Consider the following 22246-nt stretch of genomic DNA (forward strand, 5'->3'; position numbering starts at 1 on the left):
TTGCACCGCCGCGCATTACAGTTCGGCATATGGCGAAGAAGCTCGTGATCAAGGTGACCGCAGGGGCCGACGCCCCCGAACGCTGCTCCCAGGCCTTCACGGTGGCCGCCGTCGCCGTCGCCAGCGGGGTCGAGGTCTCGCTCTGGCTGACCGGCGAGTCCTCCTGGTTCGCCCTTCCGGGCCGCGCGGCGGAGTTCGAGCTCCCGCACGCCGCGCCGCTGCCGGACCTGATCGACTCGGTCCTGGCGGCCGGCCGCGTCACGCTCTGCACGCAGTGCGCGGCCCGCCGCGAGATCACGGAGAAGGACGTCCTGGACGGCGTCCGCATCGCCGGCGCCCAGGTCTTCGTCCAGGAGGCGCTGTCCGACGAGACCCAGGCCCTCGTCTACTGATCCCCTCCTGATCCCCCTGTGGATCAGCCGGGACCCACGGCCCCGGCTGATCAGCGGGAGCTACGGCCCCCGGCGCTTCTTGCCGTCCAGCTCGTCCCACCACTCGTCGGACTTCGGGTCCCCGGACGGATCGTCCCACCAGCGGTCGTCCGGGCCCCGGCGGTTCGCGACCATCGCGGCGATCGGGGGGATGACCATGGCGACGACGCACATGCCGATGGCGGCCGGCATCGAGAACAGGCGCACGACGGCCCAGGCGCCCACGAAGAGCACCAGGCAGACGCCCATCATCCAGAAGTAGACGCGCCGACGTCGTGCGATCACACCTTCAGCGTACGACCGGGCGTGCCCCCCCGTCACCGGCGGCCGGAGCCCGGAACGGAACAGACCGGAGGGCCGTGCCCCAGGTCCTGGAATAGGCGTCCAACCCCCCAGGAGGCACGGCCCTCCGGCCGTTCGGGTGCGGTGCGTCACCGCGCTCGCGGATCAGACCGCGATGGCCACGTCCGTCAGGCTGCCGGCCTCGGTGACGACGACCTTGCGGTCGGCCTGGGCACCGGGGACCAGGGCGCGGAGGGTCCACTCGCCGGTCGCCGCGTAGAAGCGGAACTGGCCGGTGGCCGAGGTCGGGACCTCGGCGGTGAACTCGCCGGAGCCGTCGAGGAGGCGCACGTAACCGGTGACGGGCTCGCCGTCCTTGGTCACCTGGCCCTGGATGGCCGTCTCACCGGGCTTGAGCGTGCTGACGTCGGGGCCGCCGACCTGAGCTCCACACATGTTCTCTGTCCTGTCCTAGAGGTTTCGGGGTCGCGCGACCGGATTACTTGTTGGCGCCGAGCTCGATCGGCACGCCGACGAGGGAGCCGTACTCGGTCCAGGAACCGTCGTAGTTCTTGACGTTCGGGACCTCGAGCAGCTCGTGCAGGACGAACCAGGTGAGCGCGGAGCGCTCGCCGATGCGGCAGTAGGCGATGGTGTCCTTCGCCAGGTCGACCTGCTCGGCCTCGTAGAGGGCCTTGAGCTCGTCGTCCGACTTGAAGGTGCCGTCGTCGTTGGCGTTCTTCGACCACGGGATGTTGCGGGCGCTGGGCACGTGGCCGGGGCGCTGCGACTGCTCCTGCGGGAGGTGCGCCGGGGCGAGCAGCTTGCCGGAGAACTCGTCGGGCGAGCGGACGTCGACCAGGTTCTGGGCGCCGATCGCGGCCACGACGTCGTCGCGGAAGGCGCGGATCGAGGCGTCCTGGGCCTTGGCCTTGTACTCGGTGGCCGGGCGGGTCGGGACCTCGGCGACGAGGTCGCGGGAGTCGAGCTCCCACTTCTTGCGGCCGCCGTCGAGGAGCTTGACGTCCTGGTGGCCGTAGAGCTTGAAGTACCAGTAGGCGTAGGAGGCGAACCAGTTGTTGTTTCCGCCGTAGAGGACGACCGTGGTGTCGTTCGCGATGCCCTTGGCCGAGAGGAGCTTCTCGAAGCCCTCCTGGTCGATGAAGTCGCGGCGGACCGGGTCCTGCAGGTCCTTCGTCCAGTCGATGCGGATGGCGTTGCGGATGTGGTTCTTCTCGTAGGCCGAGGTGTCCTCGTCGACCTCGACGATGGCGACCTGCGGGTTGTCGAGGTTGGCCTCGACCCAGTCCGCGTCGACCAGGACGTCGCTGCGAGCCATGCTGTTCTCCTCCGGGGCAGTGTGCGGGGGTGTGCTGCGGTGGTGCGGGCGTGCGGTGCGGTACGCGTCGTCGCGTGCGTACGGACAGCGGACGTGCGTACGGCTCTGCACAGGGGCGGCCCGACATCGGTCAACGGGCCTGAGGGATACGGGAGTCGGCGTCCCGCTCAGACTGAGCGACAGAGCATGGCGGCGACGCGGCACAGGTCTACTGCCCGCCGCTTCGTGAGATCCGCCTGTCGCTTCATGCCCTCGATCGTAGGGACGGACGGGCGGCCGTGTCACCGGTGTGTCGTATTTTGAGACGCGATCGTCCGAGATGCGAGACGTGATCACGGTACGGGTCCGCTCCGGACGCCTCCGCGCCGAGGTGTCCGCTTCGTCTTCTGCGGATCGGACGGACCCGTCTCAGCATGTGACCAGGAGGGCCGTCCGGGCTCCCGTCAGCCCGCCAGGGCGACGTCCTCACCGGTCACGGTGACCGCCAGGCCGTCCGGGCGCGGCTCGACCTTCTCCACCTTCATGCCGGCGATCAGGCCGATCGGGCGCTCGAAGTCGGTGCGCGCGCGGACCAGGTCCTCCACGCCCGGGATGCCGGAGCCCGGCACCTCGTCGGCACGGACCCGGATGGTGTCGCCGTTCACGACGGTCACCGTGGACAGGACCGAACGGGTCAGGGCGCGGCCCAGGATCTTCACGCTGCCGGTGACCTTCACCTTGCCGTTCCCGCCGTAGGCGACGGACGCCTCGCGGTCGGAGGCGGCGGTGAGGTCCGCGTACGAGATGAGGGCCGTGCCGCTCGCCGAGCCCGCCTTCGCGCCCGCCCAGTCGCCGGTCACGGTCACGTCCCGCAGGGCCACGGTGAGCTCGCCGACCCGGATCTCCTTGTCACCGGCCTTCGCCCGCACGCCGGTCGCCCTGACGTCGACCTCGTCGAACCGCTTGTCCGCGACCTGGGTGAGGAAGGGGAAGCCCTTGATGTCGACCTCGATCGAGTCGCTGGTGGAGGCCGAGAGCTTCACCCGGCTCGACGCCTCCGACTCGGCGTACGCCACGGCCAGCCGGTCGATCCCCACGAGGATCCCGCCCAGCACGACGGCGACGATCAACAGAATCCGCAGTGCTCGCATGGGCTTCGCGTCCCCCCGTGATGGTTCCCGTAAAAGTTCCGGCCCCCCGACACAAGATCGACGTGTCGGAGGGCCGGTTGGTTCCCGCGTCCAGGACGGGCCGCGGGTCAGACCAGGGCGCGGCCCAGCAGGTAGACGGCGGGCGCGGCGGCGGTGAGCGGCAGCGCGACGCCCGCGGTCATGTGGACGAAGCGCGACGGGTAGTCGTAGGCGGCCGCCCGCAGGCCCACCAGCGCGCAGACCCCGGCGCCGAGGCCGAGCAGCGCCCCGGAGGTGCCCAGGCCGGTGAGGCCGCCGGCCGCGATCCCGGCGCCCGCCGAGGCGAGCAGGGCGGCAATCGGGGAGACCGGTCCGGGCAGCGGGAGCGCCCGGGCGAGGACGGCGGCGGCGACCGCGACCCCGCCGACGACCACGGCGTCCGGCGCGGCACCGAGGTGTCCGGTGGCGACGACGGTCAGGGCGGCGGAGGCGAGGGTGGCCATCAGGCCGTACATGCGCTCGTCGGGGTCGGCGTGGCTGCGCAGCTGGAGGACGAGGCAGAGCAGCACCCAGACGCCGAGGGTGCCCAGGATCGCGGCGGCCGCGTGCTCCCGGCCGGTGGCGAGCAGGGCGGCGTCGGCGACGAGGCCGCCGAGGAAGGCGAGGGCGATGCCCTGCCGGGCGGGCCACATGCCGTTGAGCCGGAACCAGCCGGCGGCGGTGAGGCCCTGGAGCAGGACGAGGGGGACGAGGAGCCCGTACGGGCCGAGGGCGGCGCCCCCCGCGAGCAGCAGGCCGAGGACGGCGGTGAGGGCGGCGGGCCGCATGCCGGGGTCGATGATCGGCGAGCGGCCCTCGGCGCGGGCGCGCTGGGCGTCGGTGAGGCGGGTGTGCCCGGAGGTGGTGGGCGAGGAGTAGGCGGGCCCGGCGTCGGCCGCGGGGGCGGTCGCCACGGGGTCTGCCGCCGGCGCGGGCTCGGCGAAGGCCGCCGGCGCGGGCTCGGCCACGGGCTCCGCGTAGTACGCGGCGGGGCTCCCCTGCGACGGGTACTGCTCGTACGGCTGGGGCTGCTGCGGGTACGGCTGCCGCCCGTACGGCTCCGGCGTCCCGTGGCCCGCGGGGTCCTGGTGCTGCGGCAGCGGTGCGGCCTGCGACTGGAAAGGGGTCCCGGGGGTCTGCCCCTGTGCCTGCGCCCGGGCCCGGTCGGCCTGGATCCGGTCGTACGAGACGGCCGGCTGGTACGTGGTGTCCCAGGTCTGGCCCTCCCACGTCTGGGTGACCTCCGCGGGGTTCCGCGGCCCGTTCGCGTCGGCGTACGGGTCGTGCTGCTGCCCGCCGTAGTAGTGGTCGTTGCTCATTGCTCTGGGGTTCACCCTCCTGCGAACGGGGGGAGCACCTCGACCGTGCCGCCCTCGGCAAGCCGTACCGTCTCATGGCTCCGGGTCCCGACGGGGTCTCCGTCGACCAGGAACGAGCACCGCTCGAGGACCTGGACGAGTTCGCCCGGGTGCTGCGCGCGGGCCGCGTCGAGGGCCTCGGCCAGGGTCTCGGCGGTGTACGGCTCCTCGGCGACACCGGCGGCGGCCTTGGCCGCGGCCCAGTAGCGGATGGTTCCCGCTGCCATAGCGGCGCTCCCTTCGTTCGTGTGCGCGCCGCTCCCCATGATGGGCTATGCGCGCGTGAGCCAGTCCCCCAGCCGGGCGAGCAGCTTCTCGTCGGCCGCGTTCTCGGCGTGTCCCATGCCCCGCTCCACCCAGAGCTCCGCGTCGCCCGCGGCGGCCAGCATGCGCGGGTGGTCGAGCGGGAAGTACGCGTCGCGGTCGCCGTGCACGATCAGCAGGGGGGTCGGCGCGATCAGCGGCACCGCCTCCACGGGGGACAGGGGCACGGGGTCCCAGGCCCTGCTGTCGATCCGGGTACCGAAGCCGTACCGCCCGACGAGGCGGCCCGCGGGCCGGGTGACCACCCAGTGGAGGCGGCGCATCGGGGCCGTGCCCCGGTAGTACCAGCGGGCGGGCGCGGACACGGCGGCCACCGCGTCGGCGCGGCTCTCCGTCCCCCGCTCCAGGGCCGCGTGGCGCAGGACCACGGAGCCGCCCATGGAGAAGCCGAGCGTCACCACGCGCGCGTGGCCGAGCCCACGGGCCCAGCGGACGGCGGCGGACAGGTCCAGGACCTCCCGGTCGCCGACGGTGGAGCGGCCACCCGAACGGCCGTGTCCGCGGAAGGAGAAGGTGACGACGGCCGCGCCGCGCTCCGCGAGGACGCCGGCGGCGCGCCGGACGGCGGGCCGGTCGGCCGACCCGGTGAAGCCGTGGGCGAGGACCACGGCCGTATCGGTGACACTTGCCCGTGAGGGTTCGTAAACCGCCTCGATCCGGACACCGTCATCGGTGCGCAGCATCGCGCGCCGGGGCGTCCGGGGATGGACGGAAGTGAGCGAGGAAACATCCACCATGTGAAATCGGCCCTCTGCCTCGGAACTCATGTGGGCTATTCTGCTTGCCAGAGGATCCGGGCAACGCAGCCCCCGGGTCCTTTTGTGTTTTCCGACCGTTGTTACGGATGGATGAACAAAAGCTCTCGGGGCGCGAGAGCCACACGTGAGCACACGTAGACGTCCTCGCAGGGACCGAGGAGGAACCGACGTCATGGACGAGCGAACGACGCACCACGGACCGAAGACGACCTGGGCAGGTGGCGCGCGATGAGTTCTCTGCTGCTCCTGACGAACGCCCTCCAGCCGTCGACCGAGGTGCTCCCCGCACTCGGCCTGCTGCTGCACAACGTACGCGTGGCCCCCGCGGAGGGGCCCGCGCTCGTGGACACCCCCGGCGCGGACGTGATCCTCGTCGACGGCCGGCGCGACCTCCCGCAGGTGCGCTCGCTCTGCCAGCTGCTGCGCTCCACCGGGCCCGGCTGTCCGCTGATCCTGGTCGTCACGGAGGGCGGTCTCGCGGCCGTCACCGCCGACTGGGGCATCGACGACGTCCTCCTCGACACGGCGGGCCCCGCCGAGGTCGAGGCGCGCCTCCGGCTCGCGATGGGCCGCCAGCAGATCGTCTCCGACGACTCCCCCATGGAGATCCGCAACGGCGACCTGTCGGTCGACGAGGCGACGTACAGCGCGAAGCTCAAGGGGCGGGTCCTGGACCTGACCTTCAAGGAGTTCGAGCTGCTCAAGTACCTGGCCCAGCATCCGGGCCGGGTCTTCACGCGCGCCCAGCTCCTCCAGGAGGTGTGGGGGTACGACTACTTCGGCGGCACCCGTACGGTCGACGTCCACGTGCGACGGCTGCGGGCCAAGCTCGGCCCCGAGCACGAGTCGCTCATCGGCACCGTCCGGAACGTCGGCTACCGCTTCGTCACGCCCGAGAAGGTGGAACGGGCGGCGGAGGAGGCCCGCGCCAAGGAGGGGACCCGGGCGGGCGGCCGGGTCAAGGGCGCCACGGAGGACATCACCCTCGCGGAGGACAGGAACGTGGCGGATGCCACAGTGCGACCTGCCGGTAGGTAGGTCCCCCCGCGTAGACTGCCGCGCGTGGCCAAGGTGACGCGGGATGACGTAGCTCGACTGGCAGGTACTTCTACCGCGGTCGTGAGCTACGTCATCAACAACGGACCCCGGCCGGTCGCCCCGGCCACGCGCGAGCGTGTCCTCGCCGCCATCAAGGAACTGGGCTACCGGCCCGACCGGGTGGCCCAGGCGATGGCCTCGCGGCGCACCGACCTCATAGGCATGATCGTCCCGGACGCGCGGCAGCCGTTCTTCGCCGAGATGGCGCACGCGGTCGAGCAGGCCGCCGCCGAGCGCGGGAAGATGGTCCTCGTCGGCAACTCCGACTACCGGACCGAGCGCGAGGTCCACTACCTGCGGGCCTTCCTCGGGATGCGGGTCTCCGGACTGATCCTGGTCAGCCAGGGCATGAGCGAGCAGGCCGCGAGCGAGATCGAGGCCTGGGACGCGCGCGTGGTGCTGCTGCACGAGCGGCCCGAGGCGATCGACGACGTGGCCGTCGTGACCGACGACATCGGCGGCGCCCAGCTCGCCACCCGGCACCTCCTGGAGCACGGCCACCCGTACGTGGCGTGCCTCGGCGGCGTCCCCAACACCCCGGCCGTCGGCGACCCGGTCGCCGACCACGTCGAGGGCTGGCGGCGCGCCATGCTGGAGGCGGGCCGCCCGACCGAGGGCCGGCTCTTCGAGGCCCCGTACAACCGGTACGACGCCTACCAGGTCGCCCTGAAGCTGCTCGCCGGCCCCGACAGGCCGCCGGCCATCTTCTGCTCCACCGACGACCAGGCCTTCGGCGTCCTGCGGGCCGCCCGCGAGCTGCGCATCGAGGTGCCGACGGAGCTGGCGGTCGCAGGCTTCGACGACGTGAAGGAGGCGGCGCTCACCGACCCGCCGCTGACCACGATCTCCTCGGACCGCCCCGCGATGGCCCGGGCGGCCGTGGACCTGGTCCTCGACGACTCGGTCCGCGTGTCCGGCTCGCGCCGGGAGCGCGTGAAGCTCTTCCCGTCGGCCCTGGTCGTCCGCCGCTCCTGCGGCTGCCACGAGTAGGGACCCCCGGGACCCGCCTCCCCGCGGGGCCGCCTTTACATCGGGCATACAGGCTTCTGTCGGGCTTCTCAGCCGCTCCTCAGACGGTTCTCATGTACGGCTCCGAGAGTCGTGGTCATGACGGACTTCCAGGAGCAGCAGCCGCAGCAGCCGCACTACCCGCCGAGGCCGCCGTACGAGCCGACGCGGCCGGCGCAGGGGCCGTACGAGCCGACGCGGCCGATCGCCACCGAGCCGGGCACCACGATCTGGCCCTCGGGCGGCCACGTGCCGCCGCCGGTGGACCCGCCCCTCGCCGCCGCCCCCGCTCCGGCCCCCTCGCCGCGCCGCCGCGCCAGGCGCGGGGCCGGACTCATGGCGGCCGTGGCCATCGCGGCCGCGGCGGTCGGCGGCGGCACGGCGACGCTGGTGCAGCAGCTCACCTCCGACTCCCCGGCGCGCGCGTCGGCCCCCGTCGTGAGCGGTGCCAACGTCTCCACCGGCACCAAGGGCACGGTCGCCGGGGTCGCCGAGGCCGTCTCCCCCTCCATCGTGGAGATCTCCGCGACCTCGAACTCCGGCAAGTCCACCGGCTCGGGCGTGATCATCACCTCCGACGGCGAGATCGTCACCAACAACCACGTGGTCTCCGGCGCCTCCTCCGTCACCGTCCAGCTCAGCGACGGCAAGACGTACGGGGCCGAGGTCGTCGGCACGGACCCCGACAAGGACCTCGCCCTGATCAAGCTCGAGGGCGCCTCCGGGCTCAGGGCCGCCACGCTCGGCGACTCCTCGAAGATCAGGGTCGGCGACGAGGTCGTCGCGATCGGCTCCCCGGAGGGCCTGACCGGCACCGTCACCAGCGGCATCGTCTCCGCGCTCGACCGGGACGTGACCGTCGCCAAGGACGACGGCGGCCAGGACCAGCAGCAGGGGGACCCGCGGCAGGGCTGGCCGTTCGAGTTCGGCGGGCAGCAGTTCAACGGCGACACCGGCTCGTCGAAGACCACGTACAAGGCGATCCAGACCGACGCCTCGCTCAATCCGGGGAATTCCGGCGGCGCGTTGATCAATATGAACGGCGAGATCGTCGGAATCAATTCGGCCATGTATGCGCCCAGCTCTTCGGGCGGCTCCACCGCCGGAAGCGTCGGCCTCGGATTCGCGATCCCGATCGACACGGTGAAGGCCGACCTGGACGGCCTCCGCTCGGGCGGTGGCAACTGAGCACGTGGGACGCTGATTCCATGACGGGACAGCCCTTGCCGGGACAGCAGAACGAAGCCGAGCGCATCCTCGTCGTCGACGACGAGCCCGCCGTGCGGGAGGCCCTGCGCCGCAGCCTCGCCTTCGAGGGGTACGCGACGAAGGACGCCGTCGACGGGCTCGACGCGCTCGCCGCGATGGAGTCGTACGCCCCCGATCTCGTCGTCCTCGACGTCCAGATGCCCCGCATGGACGGTCTGACGGCGGCCCGCCGGATCCGGGCCGCCGGCTCGACCGTGCCGATCCTGATGCTCACCGCCCGCGACACGGTCGGCGACCGGGTCACCGGCCTCGACGCCGGCGCGGACGACTACCTGGTGAAGCCCTTCGAGCTGGACGAGCTGTTCGCCCGCATCCGGGCGCTGCTCCGCCGCAGCTCCTACGCCTCGGCGTCGGCCGCCCCCGCCGAGGACGACGTGCTGGCCTTCGAGGACCTGCGGATGAACCTGGCCACGCGCGAGGTGACCCGGGGCGGGCGGACCGTGGAGCTGACGCGGACCGAGTTCACGCTCCTGGAGATGTTCCTGGCGCACCCGCGCCAGGTCCTGACCCGGGAGCAGATCCTGAAGGCCGTGTGGGGCTTCGACTTCGAGCCCAGTTCCAACTCGCTGGACGTGTACGTGATGTATCTGCGGCGCAAGACCGAGGCCGGCGGCGAGCCGCGCCTCGTCCACACCGTACGGGGCGTGGGCTACGCGCTGCGCGGAGGAGGCGGGGAGTGACGGGCCCCCTGAGGAACCCGTCGGCCTGGTTCCGCTCGCGGCCGCTGCGCTCGCGGCTCGCGCTGCTCACCGCGGCCGCGGTGGCGTTCGCGGTGGCGGCCGTCTCGCTGGCCTGCTGGTTCGTGACGCGGGCGCAGCTGGAGAACGAACTGGACTCCTCGCTGCGCAGCACCCGCCTGGACGCGAACGGCGTGAACAGGCTGCTCGCGATGTGCCGGGAGGGCACGACACCGCCGCCGGTGGGCGGCTCGTACACGGTGCAGGTCATCCTCGCCGACGGCGGCGTGTGCACCTCCGGCGAGGCCGCGATCCCCGCCGGGGCCGGCGACCTCGCGGTGGCGCGCGGGCAGCTGGACGGCGTCCTGCACACGGTGAAGGACGACGCCGGCCGCGAGATGCGGGTCTACACCTACCCGCAGGACGGCCCCGTCGGGCTCGCCGTGTCCGTCGCCCGCCCCCTCTCCGAGATCGACAACTCGATGTCCACGCTCCGCTGGGTGCTGCTCCTGGTCTCCGGGATCGGCGTCGTCGGCGCGGGCGCGGCCGGCCTGTGGGTCGCGCGGACCGGGCTCGAACCGGTGAACCGGCTGACCGACGCGGTGGAGCACGTCGCCGCGACCGAGGACCTGACCGTCCGCATCCCGGTGGAGGGCGAGGACGAGATCGCCCGCCTGTCGCGGTCGTTCAACGCGATGACGGCGGCGCTCGCGAGCTCCCGGGACCGGCAGGCGCAGCTCATCGCGGACGCCGGCCACGAACTCCGCACGCCCCTCACGTCCCTCCGTACGAACGTCGAACTGCTCGCGCGCAGCGAGGAGACCGGCCGGGCGATCCCGCCGGACGACCGGCGGGCCCTGATGGCCTCGGTGAAGGCGCAGATGACGGAGCTGGCCGCGCTGATCGGCGACCTCCAGGAGCTGGCCCGCCCGGACGCGGTGCAGCCGGGCCCCCTCGAAGTGGTGCCGCTGCACGCGATCCTGCGGACGGCCCTGGACCGGGCGCGGCTGCGCGGCCCGGAGCTGACCTTCGTCACGGACCTCGCGCCCTGGTACGTACGGGCCGAGGCACCGGCCCTCGAACGGGCCCTCGTGAACGTCCTGGACAACGCGGTGAAGTTCTCGCCGCCCCGGGGCACGGTCGAGGTGGCCCTGATGCGGGGCGAGCTGACCGTCCGCGACCACGGCCCCGGCATCGCCCCGGACGAGCTCCCGCACGTCTTCGACCGCTTCTGGCGCTCCCCGTCGGCCCGCAGCCTGCCGGGCTCGGGCCTGGGCCTGTCGATCGTCGCGCGTACGGTCGGGCAGGCGGGCGGCACGGTGTCCCTGGAACCGGCGGAGGGCGGCGGCACGGTGGCGAGACTGCGCCTCCCGGGGGCACCGACACCGCCGCCGGAGCTGTGAGGGCCGGCTCTCCGCGGAGACCGGCCCCGGGGACGGCCACGGCCTGGACCCCGGCGGCACGGTCGCGCGCGAGGCGCCGCGCTAGTTGTGCCGGAGCAGCGCCTCCACCAGCCCCGCCCTGGTGGCGGGGAAGTCCAGGGGCACGATCCCGAGGCCGACGCGGCCGGCCAGTTCGGAGCCGTCCAGGAAGCCGTGGACCCACGGGTTGAGCCGGTCGGAGTTCCAGCGGGGCGGCAGGTAGGCGGAGGTGCTGACGAAGTTCACGTAGAGCCGGCCGGGCTGGGCGACGGCGGCGCGGAACTGTGCCTGGATCTTGGGGTACTTGGCGTCGGGCAGGGCGTTCCAGTCGTCCTGGACGGAGAAGACGGCCGGGTCGGCCCACCTCAGCCCGGGGAGCCCTCCGTTGTCGGCGAGGAGCACGACCCGGCCGCGCGCCTCGCCGAGGAGGGGCAGGGCGTCCCCGATCCGGAAGAGGGGGCGCCAGCCGCGCCGGTCGAGGTAGTCGTCGAAGACGGCCCGGAAGGTGGCGTCGGACTCCTCGGAGTACTCCTGTTTGACCCGCATGAGGACGGTCTCGGAGGGGTGTGCGGCGAGGAAGTCCCGGCAGGCGACGAGGACGTCGCCGAACATCATGTTCTGGTAGGAGGCGCCGTGGTGGATGGCGAAGGAACCACTGGTCACCCGGCACCGCACGTCCAGGAACCGGACACCGCTGTCCAGCTGCTGGGCGATGGTGGTGTTCTGGCACTCGCTCCAGGGCCCGCCGTACCGGGCACCGGAGTCGTGCGTGCCGGGGATGGTGAGCCGTCGCAGATCGGTCCCGTCCCCGTGTGCCCCCATCCACGCGCGCGTGTCCACGGCGAAGGCGCTGGGCGCCCCGACGAACAGCGCGGCTCCGGCCCCCAGGGCCCCCATGAGTAAGCGTCGTCGCTCCATGACCCGGCACTATGACAGGTCCACAACAACACCACCAGGGTGCGTCCCGCCCGGAAGTCACCGGGCAAGGACGACGGCCCGCCTTCCGCGACGGTCCGCCCGCCTTCCGCTGCGGCCCGTCTCCCGCTGCGGCCCGTCTCCCGCTGCGGCCCGTCTCCCGCTGCGGCCCGCCGAGCCGGCCGAAGGCCGGTTCCCGACGGGGAACCGGCCTCCTCGACCGCCCGGGTGCGGCTCACGCGCGCAGGACGTGCGTCACCGCGTGACGGTGAACCCGCACCAGGGCGTCCAGTCCGAGGCCTGGTTGCCGCCGAGCGTGCGCAGACGGAACCGGTATCCACCCGGCTTCAGCTCGCCCGCGCCGAGGGCGAGGTTGAAGACCATGCCGTTCGGCCAGATCTTCTCGGTCCTGGTGATGAGCGTGGCCTCGCCCGGCCCGGCGACCTCGAAGGTGGCCTTCAGGGAGTGGTAGCTCCTGTTCTTGCCCGCGTCCTTGCCGAACGCGGTCGGCGAGGCGGCGAGCGCCCCTCCGGCCGCTCCGGAGATCACCGGGGTCGGGCCGTTCTCGCAGAACTGCGCCTGCTCGTACGGACCGGCGAAGACCCGGAGGGTCCCCGGCAGGCTGGGCTCGACCTGGGATCCCGTCGCGTTCGTCGCGCTGACGACCGCGACGGAGACGAGCGCGGCGACCACACCGGCGGTCGCGCCGAGGCGTCGGAGATGCTTCCTGTTCACGGGAAGACCGTCCTTTCCGGTACTAGCGCGGGACGTAGTAGAGGTGCGTGGAGCCGTCGTAGCCGTTCGCGCATCCGTACGAGTTCCAGATGAGCTGGTCGTAGACGTTGTCCGCCCCGTAGTCGTCGCACCAGTACCAGGAGGCGTGGGCACCGTCGTACAGGTTCCCCACGGTCGTGGCGCCCATGGGCTTGATCAGCCATCCCTTGCCCACGGTCGCGAGACGGGGGCTGCCGTACACGGGCGTCTTGTCGCTGTAACTCGTCGGCCCGTACGAGTTGTTGATGATCTGGCCGGCGGCCTTCCGGCCCGTCGCGACACCGAGGTCGCCGTCCCACTGGTAGTGCACCCCGAGGTAGACCCGGCTCCGGGCGTCCTCGGTGGCCGCCGCGCTGAAGTTGGGGAAGGTGCGGGTGACCCCGACCGCGTGCGGGTCCTGGGTGGTGCCGGTGAAGGAGATGTCGTCCGTGCCGAAGAACTGCTTCATCGACTCGGCCCACGCCCCGGCGAAGGTCGCGTGCCCGGAGACGTAGGCGGGGAACGGCGGGCTGAAGTGGTTCCCGGCCGCGTCGGCCGAGAGCGGCTGCCAGGAACCGTTCTGGGCGGTGTCCGGGTTGCCGTCGGAATCGGCCAGCCTGATGGCGCTCTCGGGCCGCCACAGATCGATGGGGGTCTGGTACTTCTGGTCCCAGGCGGAGATCCCCGCGTCCGCCATCGAACCCGCGACCAGCGCGAAGAGCTGGACGTTGGCGAGCTCGCCGAGTCCGCGCTGCGTGGAGACGGTCCGGGTGTGGGTGAAGAGCTGGCCCGGCGGCTTGTAGGTGCCGTTCAGGTCGTTGGCCCAGAACCAGGCGATCTGGGTCTGCTCCGGGGTCCGGGTCGCGCTGTCGGCCGCGCCGAGCTCGGCGACCTCCTTGAACTGGGCCGTGTAGGCCGGGCTCTTCAGCAGCTCGGGCATCGTCGCGATCCCGGCGGGCGGCTGCGGACGCAGGTCGGCCGCCGTGGTCTTGATGTGCGTCCACGGGTAGTCGCCGTAGTCGACGAACTTCTTGACCTTGCCCCAGTTCGGATCCGCCGCCGGACCGGAGCCCGTCGGCCGCCACTGGCCGGGCTCGGTGCTCGGGGTGTACGGCGTGGTGTCCTGGGACCCGTCGCCGGTGCGACGGGCGATCATCGCCGCCGCGGCCTTCTCGCCGACGCTCTTGCCCTCCGCGGTGGTCGCGTCGACCGGCTCGCCCGTGCGGGCCGCGGTGAGGTAGGGGGCGAAGTCGAGTGCGGGGAAGGTGGATCTGAGGACGTTGTAGGCGGCGTGGTCCAATGCCGCCTCGACGTCGGGAGCGACGCCGGCCTTCACGCTGATGCCGGAGGTGTAGAGCGCTCCGATGCAGTTCTCCGGCTTGAAGCCGCCGCTGCTGTGACAGCGGCTGGCGTTCGCGGCGTCGTACATGGCCAGGTGCATCATGGCCCCGGACCGCGCCAGGGGGCCGGGAGAGCCGCCCGTGGCGACGTAGGCGTCGAGCAGCGCGTCGTTCCAGTAGAGGACCCGGTCGCCCACGGTCGAACTGGCGTGTGCGGGCGCCGAGGTGCCCGCGCCTGCCAGTAACAGCGCCAGGACGACGGTGATGGAGCGTCTGACGGGATGTCTCACGGTCCTGCCTCTCCAGGGATCGCAGAAGTTGATCGTGCACCGACAAGATCACCCGCAGCATAGGGCCGCCGTCCGTCCGCGTCCCGGGTTCGGAACGAATGCCCGTGAGCCGTGGGGCCCGTACCGGGGCCGGTCCCCGCCCAGGACGCACGGGACCCCGCCGGGCCGTCACGGCCCGGCGGGGTCCCGGTGCTGCGTCCCGGAGGCCGGTTACGGCTTCGGGGGGTTCACCACGGTGATGCGGTCCGCCGCGGGCACCTGCAGCGGGTTCGCAGCCGAGGAGTGGGCCGCCAGGTAGGCGTTGAAGACGTCCAGGTCCGAGGCGCCGACCAGCTTGTTCGTGCCGGTGGCCAGGGCGCCGAAGCCGTCGCCGCCGCCCGCGAGGAACTCGTTCATCGCGACGCGGTAGGTCTTCGCCGGGTCGATCGCCTCGCCGTTCAGCTTGATCGTGCCGTCGACGACGCGGTCCGCGCCCGTCTTGGTCATGTCGAGCGTGTAGGTCAGGCCCTTGGAGACCTGGAGGATCTTCACCGACTTCAGGTTCGAGCCGCTGACCTGCTGCTTCAGCGCGGTGATGAGGTTCGCGCCGGTCAGGTCGACCACGTTCATCATGTTGGTGAAGGGCTGCACGTTGAAGGCCTCGCCGTACGTCACCACGCCGTCGCCCTCGGCGCCGGACGCCTTGTGAACGAGGTCGGAGCGGATGCCGCCCGGGTTCATCAGGGCCAGCTGCGCGCCGCCCTTGTCCGCCGGAGCCAGGCCCTCCAGCTGCGCGTCGGCGATCACGTCGCCGAGCGGCTTCTCGTACGCCGTGGAGCCGCGGCCGTTGATGTCGGCGGCGATGAAGCCCTGCGGCCGGTTGGCGATCGGGGCGGCGAGCGGGCGCCAGTCCTCGATCAGCTTCGTCATGTCCTCGGCCTTCGGCACGTCACGGGTGACGACGTGGTTGGCGGAGGCGACGGCCGTGCGCACGATGTCCTTGGTGGCGCGGTCGTACGTCAGCGTCGTGTCCGTGTACACCTTGCCGAACGAGGACGCCGAGGTGACCAGGCGCGGCTTGCCCGTCGGGTCCGGGATGGAGCACACGTACGCCTGGTGCGTGTGGCCGGTGACCAGCGCGTCGACCTGCGGCGATACGTTCTTGGCGATGTCGACGATCGCGCCGGAGACGCCCTCGCCCTCGCCGTCACCGTCGCCGTCGCAGTTGTAGTCGACCGACGACGAGGCCGGCATGCCGCCCTCGTGGACCAGGGCGACGATGGACTTGACGCCCTTGCGCTCCAGGACCTTCGTGTACTTGTTGATCGTCTCGACCTCGTCGCCGAACGCGAGGCCCTTGACGCCCTCGGCGGTGACGACGTTCGGGGTGCCCTCCAGGGTCACGCCGATGAAACCGATCTTGACGCCGTCCTTCTCCCAGACGTAGTACGGGTCGAGGATCGGCTTGCCGGTCTTCTCGTCCGTCACGTTCGCCGCGAGGTACGGGAAGTCGGCGCCCTGGAAGGTCTTGCCCTCGACGAAGCAGCCGGCGGTCGGGTGACAGCCGCCGCTCTGCATGCGGGCCAGCTCGCGCGCGCCCTCGTCGAACTCGTGGTTGCCGACCGAGGTGACGTTCAGGTCCAGCTGGTTCATCGCCTCGACGGTCGGCTCGTCGTGGAAGAGCGCGGACAGCAGCGGCGAGGCGCCGATCAGGTCACCGGCCGCGGCCGTGATGGAGTAACGGTTCCCCTCACGCGCCTGGCGCAGGTGCGTGGCCAGGTACTCGACGCCACCGGCGTTGACCGCCTCCGTCGTCCCGTCCTCCTTGGTCCGGGTGACCTGCCCGGACGTACCGGCCGGCGGCTCCAGGTTGCCGTGCAGGTCGTTGAAGGAGAGCAGCTGGACGTCGACCATCCGGCCCCATCCCTTGCCGTTCGTCCCCTGCCCGGCGGCGAACTGATCCCCGGCCGCCCCGGCCGACGGCATCGTGGCGACGAGCGCCCCGACGGTCGCGATCCCCGCACCGACGGCGAGAATTCGCCGTGCCGTCTTGTTCTTCCTCGGTGTCGCTGCCATCTCTCCCCTAGTCCCCTTGCCCCGTTTCGCGGGCCTTGATCTGCTTCCCCGTTGCGCGTGCAGCCTAGGGTCAACGCGCGTAGCGCAACAGGGGGGTGCTGGTTACAAGACAGTTGCCTCTTGCTGACGAGGTGTCGCCGTAGGCTCATAGCCATGACTTCCGACACGGTGCCGGCCCTCGAACCGGGACGGCAGATCCACACGTATGACGAGCTCACCCCCGAGCAGGTCCAGGACGTACTGGAACTGCTCGCGGCCGCCGACCAGGCCGACGGCATGCACGCCGTGTCCGAGCAGGGGCGGCTCTACCTGCGCCACGGCAGGCGCGAGGGCGTGCGCCACTTCCTCCTCACCGTCGGCCCCCGCCTCTACGGCTACGCCCAGCTGGAGGAGACCGACCCGATCGAGGCCCCGGCCGCCGAGCTGGTCGTCCACCCCTCCCACCGGGGCCGCGGCCACGGCCGGGCGCTCGGCACCGCCCTGCTCACCGCCTCCGGCAAGCGACTGCGGGTCTGGGCGCACGGCGGCAAGTCGGCGGCCCGCCACCTCGCCCAGGTCCTCGGCCTGACGCTCTTCCGCGAACTGCGCCAGCTGCGCCGCCCCCTGAAGCCGCTCGACATCCCGGAGCCGGTGCTGCCCGAGGGCGTCACCGTCCGCACCTTCGTCCCCGGCCGGGACGACACGGCCTGGCTCGCCGTCAACGCCGCCGCCTTCGCCCACCACCCGGAGCAGGGCTCGCTCACCCAGCGGGACCTGGACGACCGGATGGCCGAGCCGTGGTTCGACCCGAAGGGCTTCTTCCTCGCGGAGAAGGACGGGCGGCTCGTCGGCTTCCACTGGACGAAGACGCACGCCGAGGAGCAGCTCGGCGAGGTGTACGTGGTGGGCATCCTGCCGGACGCCCAGGGCGGCGGCCTCGGCAAGGCGCTGACCGCGATCGGCCTGCGGCACCTGGCGGAGCAGGGACTGCCGACGGCGATGCTGTACGTGGACGCGGACAACACGGCGGCGGTGCGGGTCTACGAGGGGATCGGGTTCACGACGCACGAGGTGGACCTGATGTACCGCACGGAGTCGTGAGTCCCCCCGGGACGAACACGTGAGGCACGGGGGCGGCCGACACCGCCCCCCTTCTTTCCACCGCCCTTTCACTGCTCGACCAGGGGGGAGACGCGGCTGGACCCTGCGGGAGTGCGGCTTCTCTCCCTCCCCGCCGGCCGGATCCGCGCCCCCGTCGGCCCCGTCGGCGCCGGCAAGCCCGCCCTCCTCGCCCTCGCGGCCCCCACGACCCGCGCCGCCTTCCGCGTGCTGCGCGCCCGGCTCCCGCAGCGCCGTCCCGGAGGACGTTCGCGGAGGACACCCGCGGAGGACACGCGTAGACCCACCGGTGGCGGGGCCCCGACAAGGGCCCCGCCACCGATTCCCGTACGACATGTCGTCGTTACCGGCCATTCAGACGCGCTTGCGACGCTCACGCAATGAAGCGCTCCGTGCCCGTTCTCCCCAAGGGGAGACTTCCCTCCCCCACGGCCCGCTCCGACGCGCCCGACCACCCCTTCACGCGGAAGAATGGGGCCATGAGCCAGCAGCCCGCCGAGGTCCCGGTCCAGTCCTCCGCCACGCCCTCCGCCCTGTCGTCCGAAGCGTCGTCCACCGCGCCGTCCCTCGGTTCCATCACCGCACACCGCGCGCACGTGGTGAACGGGGCCGTCGTGACCGACATCGACCCCGACCTGGACTCCGATCCCGACACGTACGAGGACGACGGCACGCTCGGCAGCGAGCTGCCGCAGGGCCGTTTCCTCGACCGGGAACGCAGCTGGCTCGCGTTCAACGAACGCGTCCTCGAACTCGCCGAGGACCCCACGACCCCCCTCCTCGAACGGGCGAACTTCCTCGCGATCTTCGCCTCGAACCTCGACGAGTTCTTCATGGTCCGCGTCGCCGGACTGAAGCGCCGCATCGCCACCGGCGTCGCCACCCGCTCCGCCTCCGGCCTCCAGCCCCGCGAGGTCCTCGACCTCATCTGGACCCGCTCGCGCGAGCTCATGGCCCGGCACGCCGCCTGCTACCAGCAGGACGTCGCCCCGGCCCTCGCCGACGAGGGCATCCACCTGATCCGCTGGCCCGAGCTCACGGAGAAGGAGCAGGCGCGGCTCTTCACCCTCTTCCGGCAGCAGATCTTCCCGGTCCTCACCCCGCTGGCCGTGGACCCGGCCCACCCCTTCCCGTACATCTCCGGCCTGAGCCTCAACCTCGCCGTGGTCGTGCGCAACCCGGTCAGCGGCCACCGCCACTTCGCGCGCGTGAAGGTGCCGCCGCTGCTCACCCGCTTCCTGGAGGCCTCCCCGCAGCGGTACGTGCCCCTGGAGGACGTCATCGCCGCGCACCTGGAGGAGCTGTTCCCCGGCATGGAGGTGCTGGCGCACCACATGTTCCGGGTGACCAGGAACGAGGACCTGGAGGTCGAGGAGGACGACACCGAGAACCTGCTCATGGCCCTGGAGAAGGAGCTCATGCGGCGCCGCTTCGGTCCCCCGGTGCGCCTGGAGGTCGAGGAGTCCATCGATCCGTACGTCCTCGACCTGCTGGTGCGCGAGCTGAAGGTCTCCGACGCCGAGGTCTACCCGCTGCCCGGCCCGCTCGACCTCACCGGCCTCTTCGGGATCGCCGGGCAGGACCGGCCCGAGCTGAAGTACCCGAAGTTCGTCGCCGGCACCCACCGGGACCTCGCCGAGGTCGAGTCGGCGTCCGCGCCCGACATATTCGCCGCGCTGCGCGAGCGGGACGTGCTCCTGCACCACCCGTACGACTCCTTCTCCACGTCCGTACAGGCCTTCCTGGAGCAGGCCGCCGCCGACCCGGACGTCCTCGCGATCAAGCAGACGCTGTACCGCACCTCCGGCGACTCCCCGATAGTCGACGCCCTCATCGACGCCGCCGAGTCCGGCAAGCAGGTCCTCGTCCTCGTCGAGATCAAGGCCCGCTTCGACGAGCAGGCCAACATCAAGTGGGCGCGCAAGCTGGAGGAGGCCGGCTGCCACGTCGTCTACGGCCTCGTCGGCCTGAAGACCCACTGCAAGCTGTCGCTGGTCGTCCGGCAGGAGGGCGAACTCCTGCGCCGCTACTCGCACGTCGGCACCGGCAACTACCACCCGAAGACGGCCCGCCTCTACGAGGACCTGGGCCTGCTCACCGCCGACCCGCAGGTCGGCGCCGACCTCTCCGACCTGTTCAACCGGCTCTCCGGCTACTCCCGCCGCGAGACGTACCGCCGGCTGCTCACCGCCCCCAAGTCCCTCCGGGACGGCCTGGTCTCCCGGATCACGAAGGAGATCGCGCACCACCGCGCGGGGCGGCCCGCGTACGTCCGCATCAAGGTCAACTCGATGGTCGACGAGGCCGTCATCGACGCCTGCTACCAGGCCTCCCGGGCCGGCGTCCCCGTCGACATCTGGGTCCGCGGCATCTGCGCCGTCCGCCCCGGCGTCACCGGCCTCTCGGAGAACATCCGGGTCCGCTCGATCCTCGGCCGCTTCCTGGAGCACTCCCGGGTCTTCGCCTTCGGCAACGGCGGCGAACCCGAGGTCTGGCTCGGCAGCGCCGACATGATGCACCGCAACCTGGACCGCCGGATCGAGGCCCTCGTACGGGTCTCCGACCCGGCGCACCGGGCGGCACTCACCCGGCTCCTGGAGACCGGGATGTCCGACACCACCTCCTCCTGGCACCTCGGCCCCGACGGGAACTGGACGCGGCACGCGACCGATCCCGAGGGCCGGCCCCTGCGGCACGTCCAGGAGATGCTCATCGACGCGCGGAGGCGCCGGCGTGCACAACCCTGACCACTCGCAGGACGTCACGGCGGGCGAGGTCCTGGCCCCCTATCTGCACGCGAGGGCCGCGGACTTCCTCCGCGGCCTGCGCCTGCACACCGAGAGCGTCTCCGACACGGCCGGAGCGGAGGAGGCCGCCCGTACGCTGCGGGGCGCGGCCCGCCGGATCGGCGGCACCCTCCACACCTTCCGGCCGCTCCTCGACACGGCCTGGGCCGACCAGCTGCGCACGGAACTCGCCTGGCTCTCCGGGACCCTGGCCCTGGAGCAGGCCTGCACCTCCCGCCTCGTCCGGCTGGTGGACGCGCTGTCCCGCCTGTCGAGCGGCGGGGGGCCGGTGCCGACGGCCAGGGGCACGGAGGGCGGCACGGGCCTCACGGTCGGCGCCGCCCGCGCCGGCGCCCTCCTCGAACGCCAGCTGACCCTGGCCCGTACGCGCGCCCACTCCGCCTCCCTCCAGGCGCTCGGCTCCGCCCGCTTCCACGCGATCGCCGACGCCGTCGCCCTCCTCGCCTCCGAGGTGCCCCTCGGGCCGGCGGGCTCCGCCCCGGCCGTCGAGGTCATCGACGCCCCCGCCGAACTCGCCGAACGGCGCCTCCTGGACGCGGTCGCCGCCCTCCCCCTCTCCCGGGCGGCCCACCCGTACAACGCGGACGCCCTCGCCCTGGCCGCCGGCGAGGGCCAGGACGCGCCCTGGCACCAGACCCGGCTCCTGCTGCGCCTGCACCGGTACGCCACCGAGGCCCTGCACACCGGCGGCGAACCCGACTCCCACCTGTACGAGGCCGCCCGCGCCCTCGACCGGCACCGCGACGCCGCCGAAGCGGCGACGGCGGCGGCCACGGCGGCCCGCACGCCCCGCATCGCCCCGGCCACCGCCTACGCCCTGGGCGTCCTCCACGCCGACCAGCGCCACGAGGTCGAAGCGGCGCGCTTCGCCTTCCAGCACGCCTGGCACAGAACGACGGCACCGGTCGTCTCATGACCGCCCCCACCACCCCCATCCTGGCGGCGGGCTGCGTCCTGTGGCGCCCGTCGGTTTCCGGCCACGGCATCGAGATCGCCCTGGTCCACCGGCCCAAGTGGGACGACTGGTCACACCCCAAGGGCAAGCGGAAGCGCGGCGAGACGGCGGAGGCGTGCGCGTTGCGCGAGGTCCTGGAGGAGACGGGGCGGCGCTGCGAGCTCGGCCCGCGCCTGCCGACGGTCCACTACACGGTGGACGGCCGGCCCAAGGAGGTCGCGTACTGGTGGGCCCGGGCGCTGGACGGCGGCTTCGTCCCGACGAGGGAGATCGACGCCCTCGTCTGGCTCCCCCCTTCGTCGGCCCACCACCGCCTCACCCAACCGAGAGACCGCGCCCTCCTGGACACGGCCCTGTCGATCCCCCACTCCTGACCCCCGGACCCCCGCCCGCGTGGGCAATCGTCCCGCTGGGGCGGGACGGGTGGGCACACGGGACGGCGCCCCCAGCGGCGCCTCCGCGTTCCGGGCCTGAACCCGCACCACGCGTGCGGCGCACAACGGGGTGCGGGTTCAGGCACGGGAGCCTCGGGCGCCGGCAAGGGCGCCGTCCCGTTGTGCCCACCCGCCCCCAAGCTCTCGGCTTCGCTCGAGCAGGGGCCCCCTCGCCCAGCGGAACGACCGCCCACAACGGCGGGGCAGGCGCAGCCCGCAACGGGAGCGGGGGCGGGCACCGCCCCGGCGGGCGCGCCCACGACGCGGGCGCGAGGGGCGGGCGCCGCCCCGGCGGAACGGTCGCGCACAACGGGGCGCGCGGGTGCCGCCCCAGTGGCCGCGGCCCACAATGGAAGCGGCAAGGCCCGCCGCCCGCCCCAGGGCCCCGCACCCGCCCTTCCGGCACGGTTCACTTCCCGTTCACCCTCCCCCGCCGACCGCTTCACCTGTTCTGCCTAATTTCGGCCGTACACGGTGCGAGGAGCA

General features: G+C 72.5%; 22 protein-coding genes. 10 read left to right on the forward strand and 12 right to left on the reverse strand.

Annotated elements, in window-relative coordinates; all coding sequences use genetic code 11:
• The first annotated feature begins 29 nt into the window (after positions 1-29).
• Positions 30-392: a DsrE family protein gene (locus IE180_RS32565; protein ID WP_190160542.1), complete on the forward strand. Its 363-nt coding sequence runs from the start codon at positions 30-32 to the stop codon at positions 390-392.
• Positions 393-452: 60 nt separating this feature from the next.
• Here the strand turns inward: IE180_RS32565 and IE180_RS32570 are convergent, their stop codons facing one another.
• The 8 genes from IE180_RS32570 to IE180_RS32600 form a co-directional block, all read right to left on the reverse strand.
• Positions 453-752 (reverse strand): DUF3099 domain-containing protein, encoded by a 300-nt coding sequence (locus IE180_RS32570; RefSeq protein ID WP_506005098.1) that lies wholly within the window; start codon positions 750-752, stop codon positions 453-455.
• Positions 753-878: 126 nt separating this feature from the next.
• A complete protein-coding gene (locus IE180_RS32575; RefSeq protein WP_030693674.1) occupies positions 879-1169 on the reverse strand; it encodes a DUF1416 domain-containing protein in 291 nt (96 codons plus the stop codon).
• A 43-nt stretch (positions 1170-1212) separates the two neighbouring features.
• Positions 1213-2052, reverse strand: a complete 840-nt coding sequence (locus tag IE180_RS32580; protein WP_190160544.1) for a sulfurtransferase — start codon at positions 2050-2052, stop codon at positions 1213-1215.
• 167 nt (positions 2053-2219) lie between these two features.
• Positions 2220-2300 carry a putative leader peptide gene (locus tag IE180_RS37620; RefSeq protein ID WP_350497993.1) on the reverse strand — a complete coding sequence of 27 codons (81 nt, stop codon included), beginning with the start codon at positions 2298-2300 and terminating at the stop codon, positions 2220-2222.
• A gap of 195 nt (positions 2301-2495) precedes the next feature.
• Positions 2496-3182 (reverse strand): LmeA family phospholipid-binding protein, encoded by a 687-nt coding sequence (locus IE180_RS32585; protein ID WP_190160545.1) that lies wholly within the window; start codon positions 3180-3182, stop codon positions 2496-2498.
• Between the two features lie 107 nt (positions 3183-3289).
• The gene (locus tag IE180_RS32590) at positions 3290-4519 is read right to left on the reverse strand and encodes a hypothetical protein (protein ID WP_190160546.1); all 1230 of its coding nucleotides are present in this window, start codon (positions 4517-4519) and stop codon (positions 3290-3292) included.
• Positions 4520-4530: 11 nt separating this feature from the next.
• Entirely contained in the window at positions 4531-4785 is a 255-nt protein-coding gene (locus tag IE180_RS32595) for a MoaD/ThiS family protein (RefSeq protein ID WP_190160547.1), read from the reverse strand.
• Positions 4786-4830: 45 nt separating this feature from the next.
• A complete protein-coding gene (locus tag IE180_RS32600) occupies positions 4831-5649 on the reverse strand; it encodes an alpha/beta hydrolase (RefSeq protein ID WP_190160548.1) in 819 nt (272 codons plus the stop codon).
• Positions 5650-5868: 219 nt separating this feature from the next.
• On the opposite strand from IE180_RS32600, the gene IE180_RS32605 reads away from it, so the two are divergent.
• The 5 genes from IE180_RS32605 to IE180_RS32625 all read left to right on the forward strand — a co-directional run bounded on the left by IE180_RS32605 (position 5869) and on the right by IE180_RS32625 (position 11095).
• A complete protein-coding gene (locus IE180_RS32605; protein ID WP_190160549.1) occupies positions 5869-6678 on the forward strand; it encodes a response regulator transcription factor in 810 nt (269 codons plus the stop codon).
• Between the two features lie 24 nt (positions 6679-6702).
• Positions 6703-7728 carry a LacI family DNA-binding transcriptional regulator gene (locus tag IE180_RS32610; protein ID WP_190160550.1) on the forward strand — a complete coding sequence of 342 codons (1026 nt, stop codon included), beginning with the start codon at positions 6703-6705 and terminating at the stop codon, positions 7726-7728.
• A 117-nt stretch (positions 7729-7845) separates the two neighbouring features.
• The gene (locus tag IE180_RS32615) at positions 7846-8934 is read left to right on the forward strand and encodes a S1C family serine protease (RefSeq protein WP_190160551.1); all 1089 of its coding nucleotides are present in this window, start codon (positions 7846-7848) and stop codon (positions 8932-8934) included.
• Between the two features lie 20 nt (positions 8935-8954).
• Entirely contained in the window at positions 8955-9695 is a 741-nt protein-coding gene (locus IE180_RS32620; protein ID WP_190160552.1) for a response regulator transcription factor, read from the forward strand.
• On the forward strand, positions 9692-11095 hold the full coding sequence (locus tag IE180_RS32625; RefSeq protein WP_229861130.1) for a sensor histidine kinase: 1404 nt from the start codon (positions 9692-9694) through the stop codon (positions 11093-11095). Before IE180_RS32620 ends, IE180_RS32625 begins: the two co-directional genes overlap by 4 nt.
• Before the next feature lie 81 nt (positions 11096-11176).
• Here the strand turns inward: IE180_RS32625 and IE180_RS32630 are convergent, their stop codons facing one another.
• From IE180_RS32630 to IE180_RS32645, 4 genes are all read right to left on the reverse strand, one after another.
• On the reverse strand, positions 11177-12031 hold the full coding sequence (locus IE180_RS32630; protein WP_506005099.1) for a phosphatidylinositol-specific phospholipase C: 855 nt from the start codon (positions 12029-12031) through the stop codon (positions 11177-11179).
• A 252-nt stretch (positions 12032-12283) separates the two neighbouring features.
• Positions 12284-12763, reverse strand: coding sequence for a hypothetical protein (locus tag IE180_RS32635; RefSeq protein WP_190160554.1), 480 nt, complete (start codon positions 12761-12763; stop codon positions 12284-12286).
• Between the two features lie 22 nt (positions 12764-12785).
• Positions 12786-14411 carry a vanadium-dependent haloperoxidase gene (locus IE180_RS32640; protein WP_229861132.1) on the reverse strand — a complete coding sequence of 542 codons (1626 nt, stop codon included), beginning with the start codon at positions 14409-14411 and terminating at the stop codon, positions 12786-12788.
• Positions 14412-14621: 210 nt separating this feature from the next.
• Positions 14622-16466, reverse strand: coding sequence for a bifunctional metallophosphatase/5'-nucleotidase (locus IE180_RS32645; RefSeq protein ID WP_190160555.1), 1845 nt, complete (start codon positions 16464-16466; stop codon positions 14622-14624).
• A 153-nt stretch (positions 16467-16619) separates the two neighbouring features.
• Between IE180_RS32645 and mshD the strand changes: the two genes are divergently transcribed.
• From mshD to IE180_RS32665, 4 genes are all read left to right on the forward strand, one after another.
• Positions 16620-17546, forward strand: coding sequence for a mycothiol synthase (gene mshD / locus IE180_RS32650; protein WP_190160556.1), 927 nt, complete (start codon positions 16620-16622; stop codon positions 17544-17546).
• 497 nt (positions 17547-18043) lie between these two features.
• Entirely contained in the window at positions 18044-20311 is a 2268-nt protein-coding gene (locus IE180_RS32655) for an RNA degradosome polyphosphate kinase (RefSeq protein ID WP_190160557.1), read from the forward strand.
• Positions 20298-21287 carry a CHAD domain-containing protein gene (locus tag IE180_RS32660; protein WP_190160558.1) on the forward strand — a complete coding sequence of 330 codons (990 nt, stop codon included), beginning with the start codon at positions 20298-20300 and terminating at the stop codon, positions 21285-21287. Before IE180_RS32655 ends, IE180_RS32660 begins: the two co-directional genes overlap by 14 nt.
• Positions 21284-21700, forward strand: coding sequence for an NUDIX hydrolase (locus tag IE180_RS32665; RefSeq protein ID WP_190160559.1), 417 nt, complete (start codon positions 21284-21286; stop codon positions 21698-21700). The genes IE180_RS32660 and IE180_RS32665 overlap by 4 nt, the downstream gene beginning before the upstream one ends.
• Positions 21701-22246 lie beyond the last annotated feature (546 nt).

The organism is Streptomyces litmocidini (genome assembly GCF_014649755.1).
GTDB lineage: Bacteria > Actinomycetota > Actinomycetes > Streptomycetales > Streptomycetaceae > Streptomyces > Streptomyces litmocidini.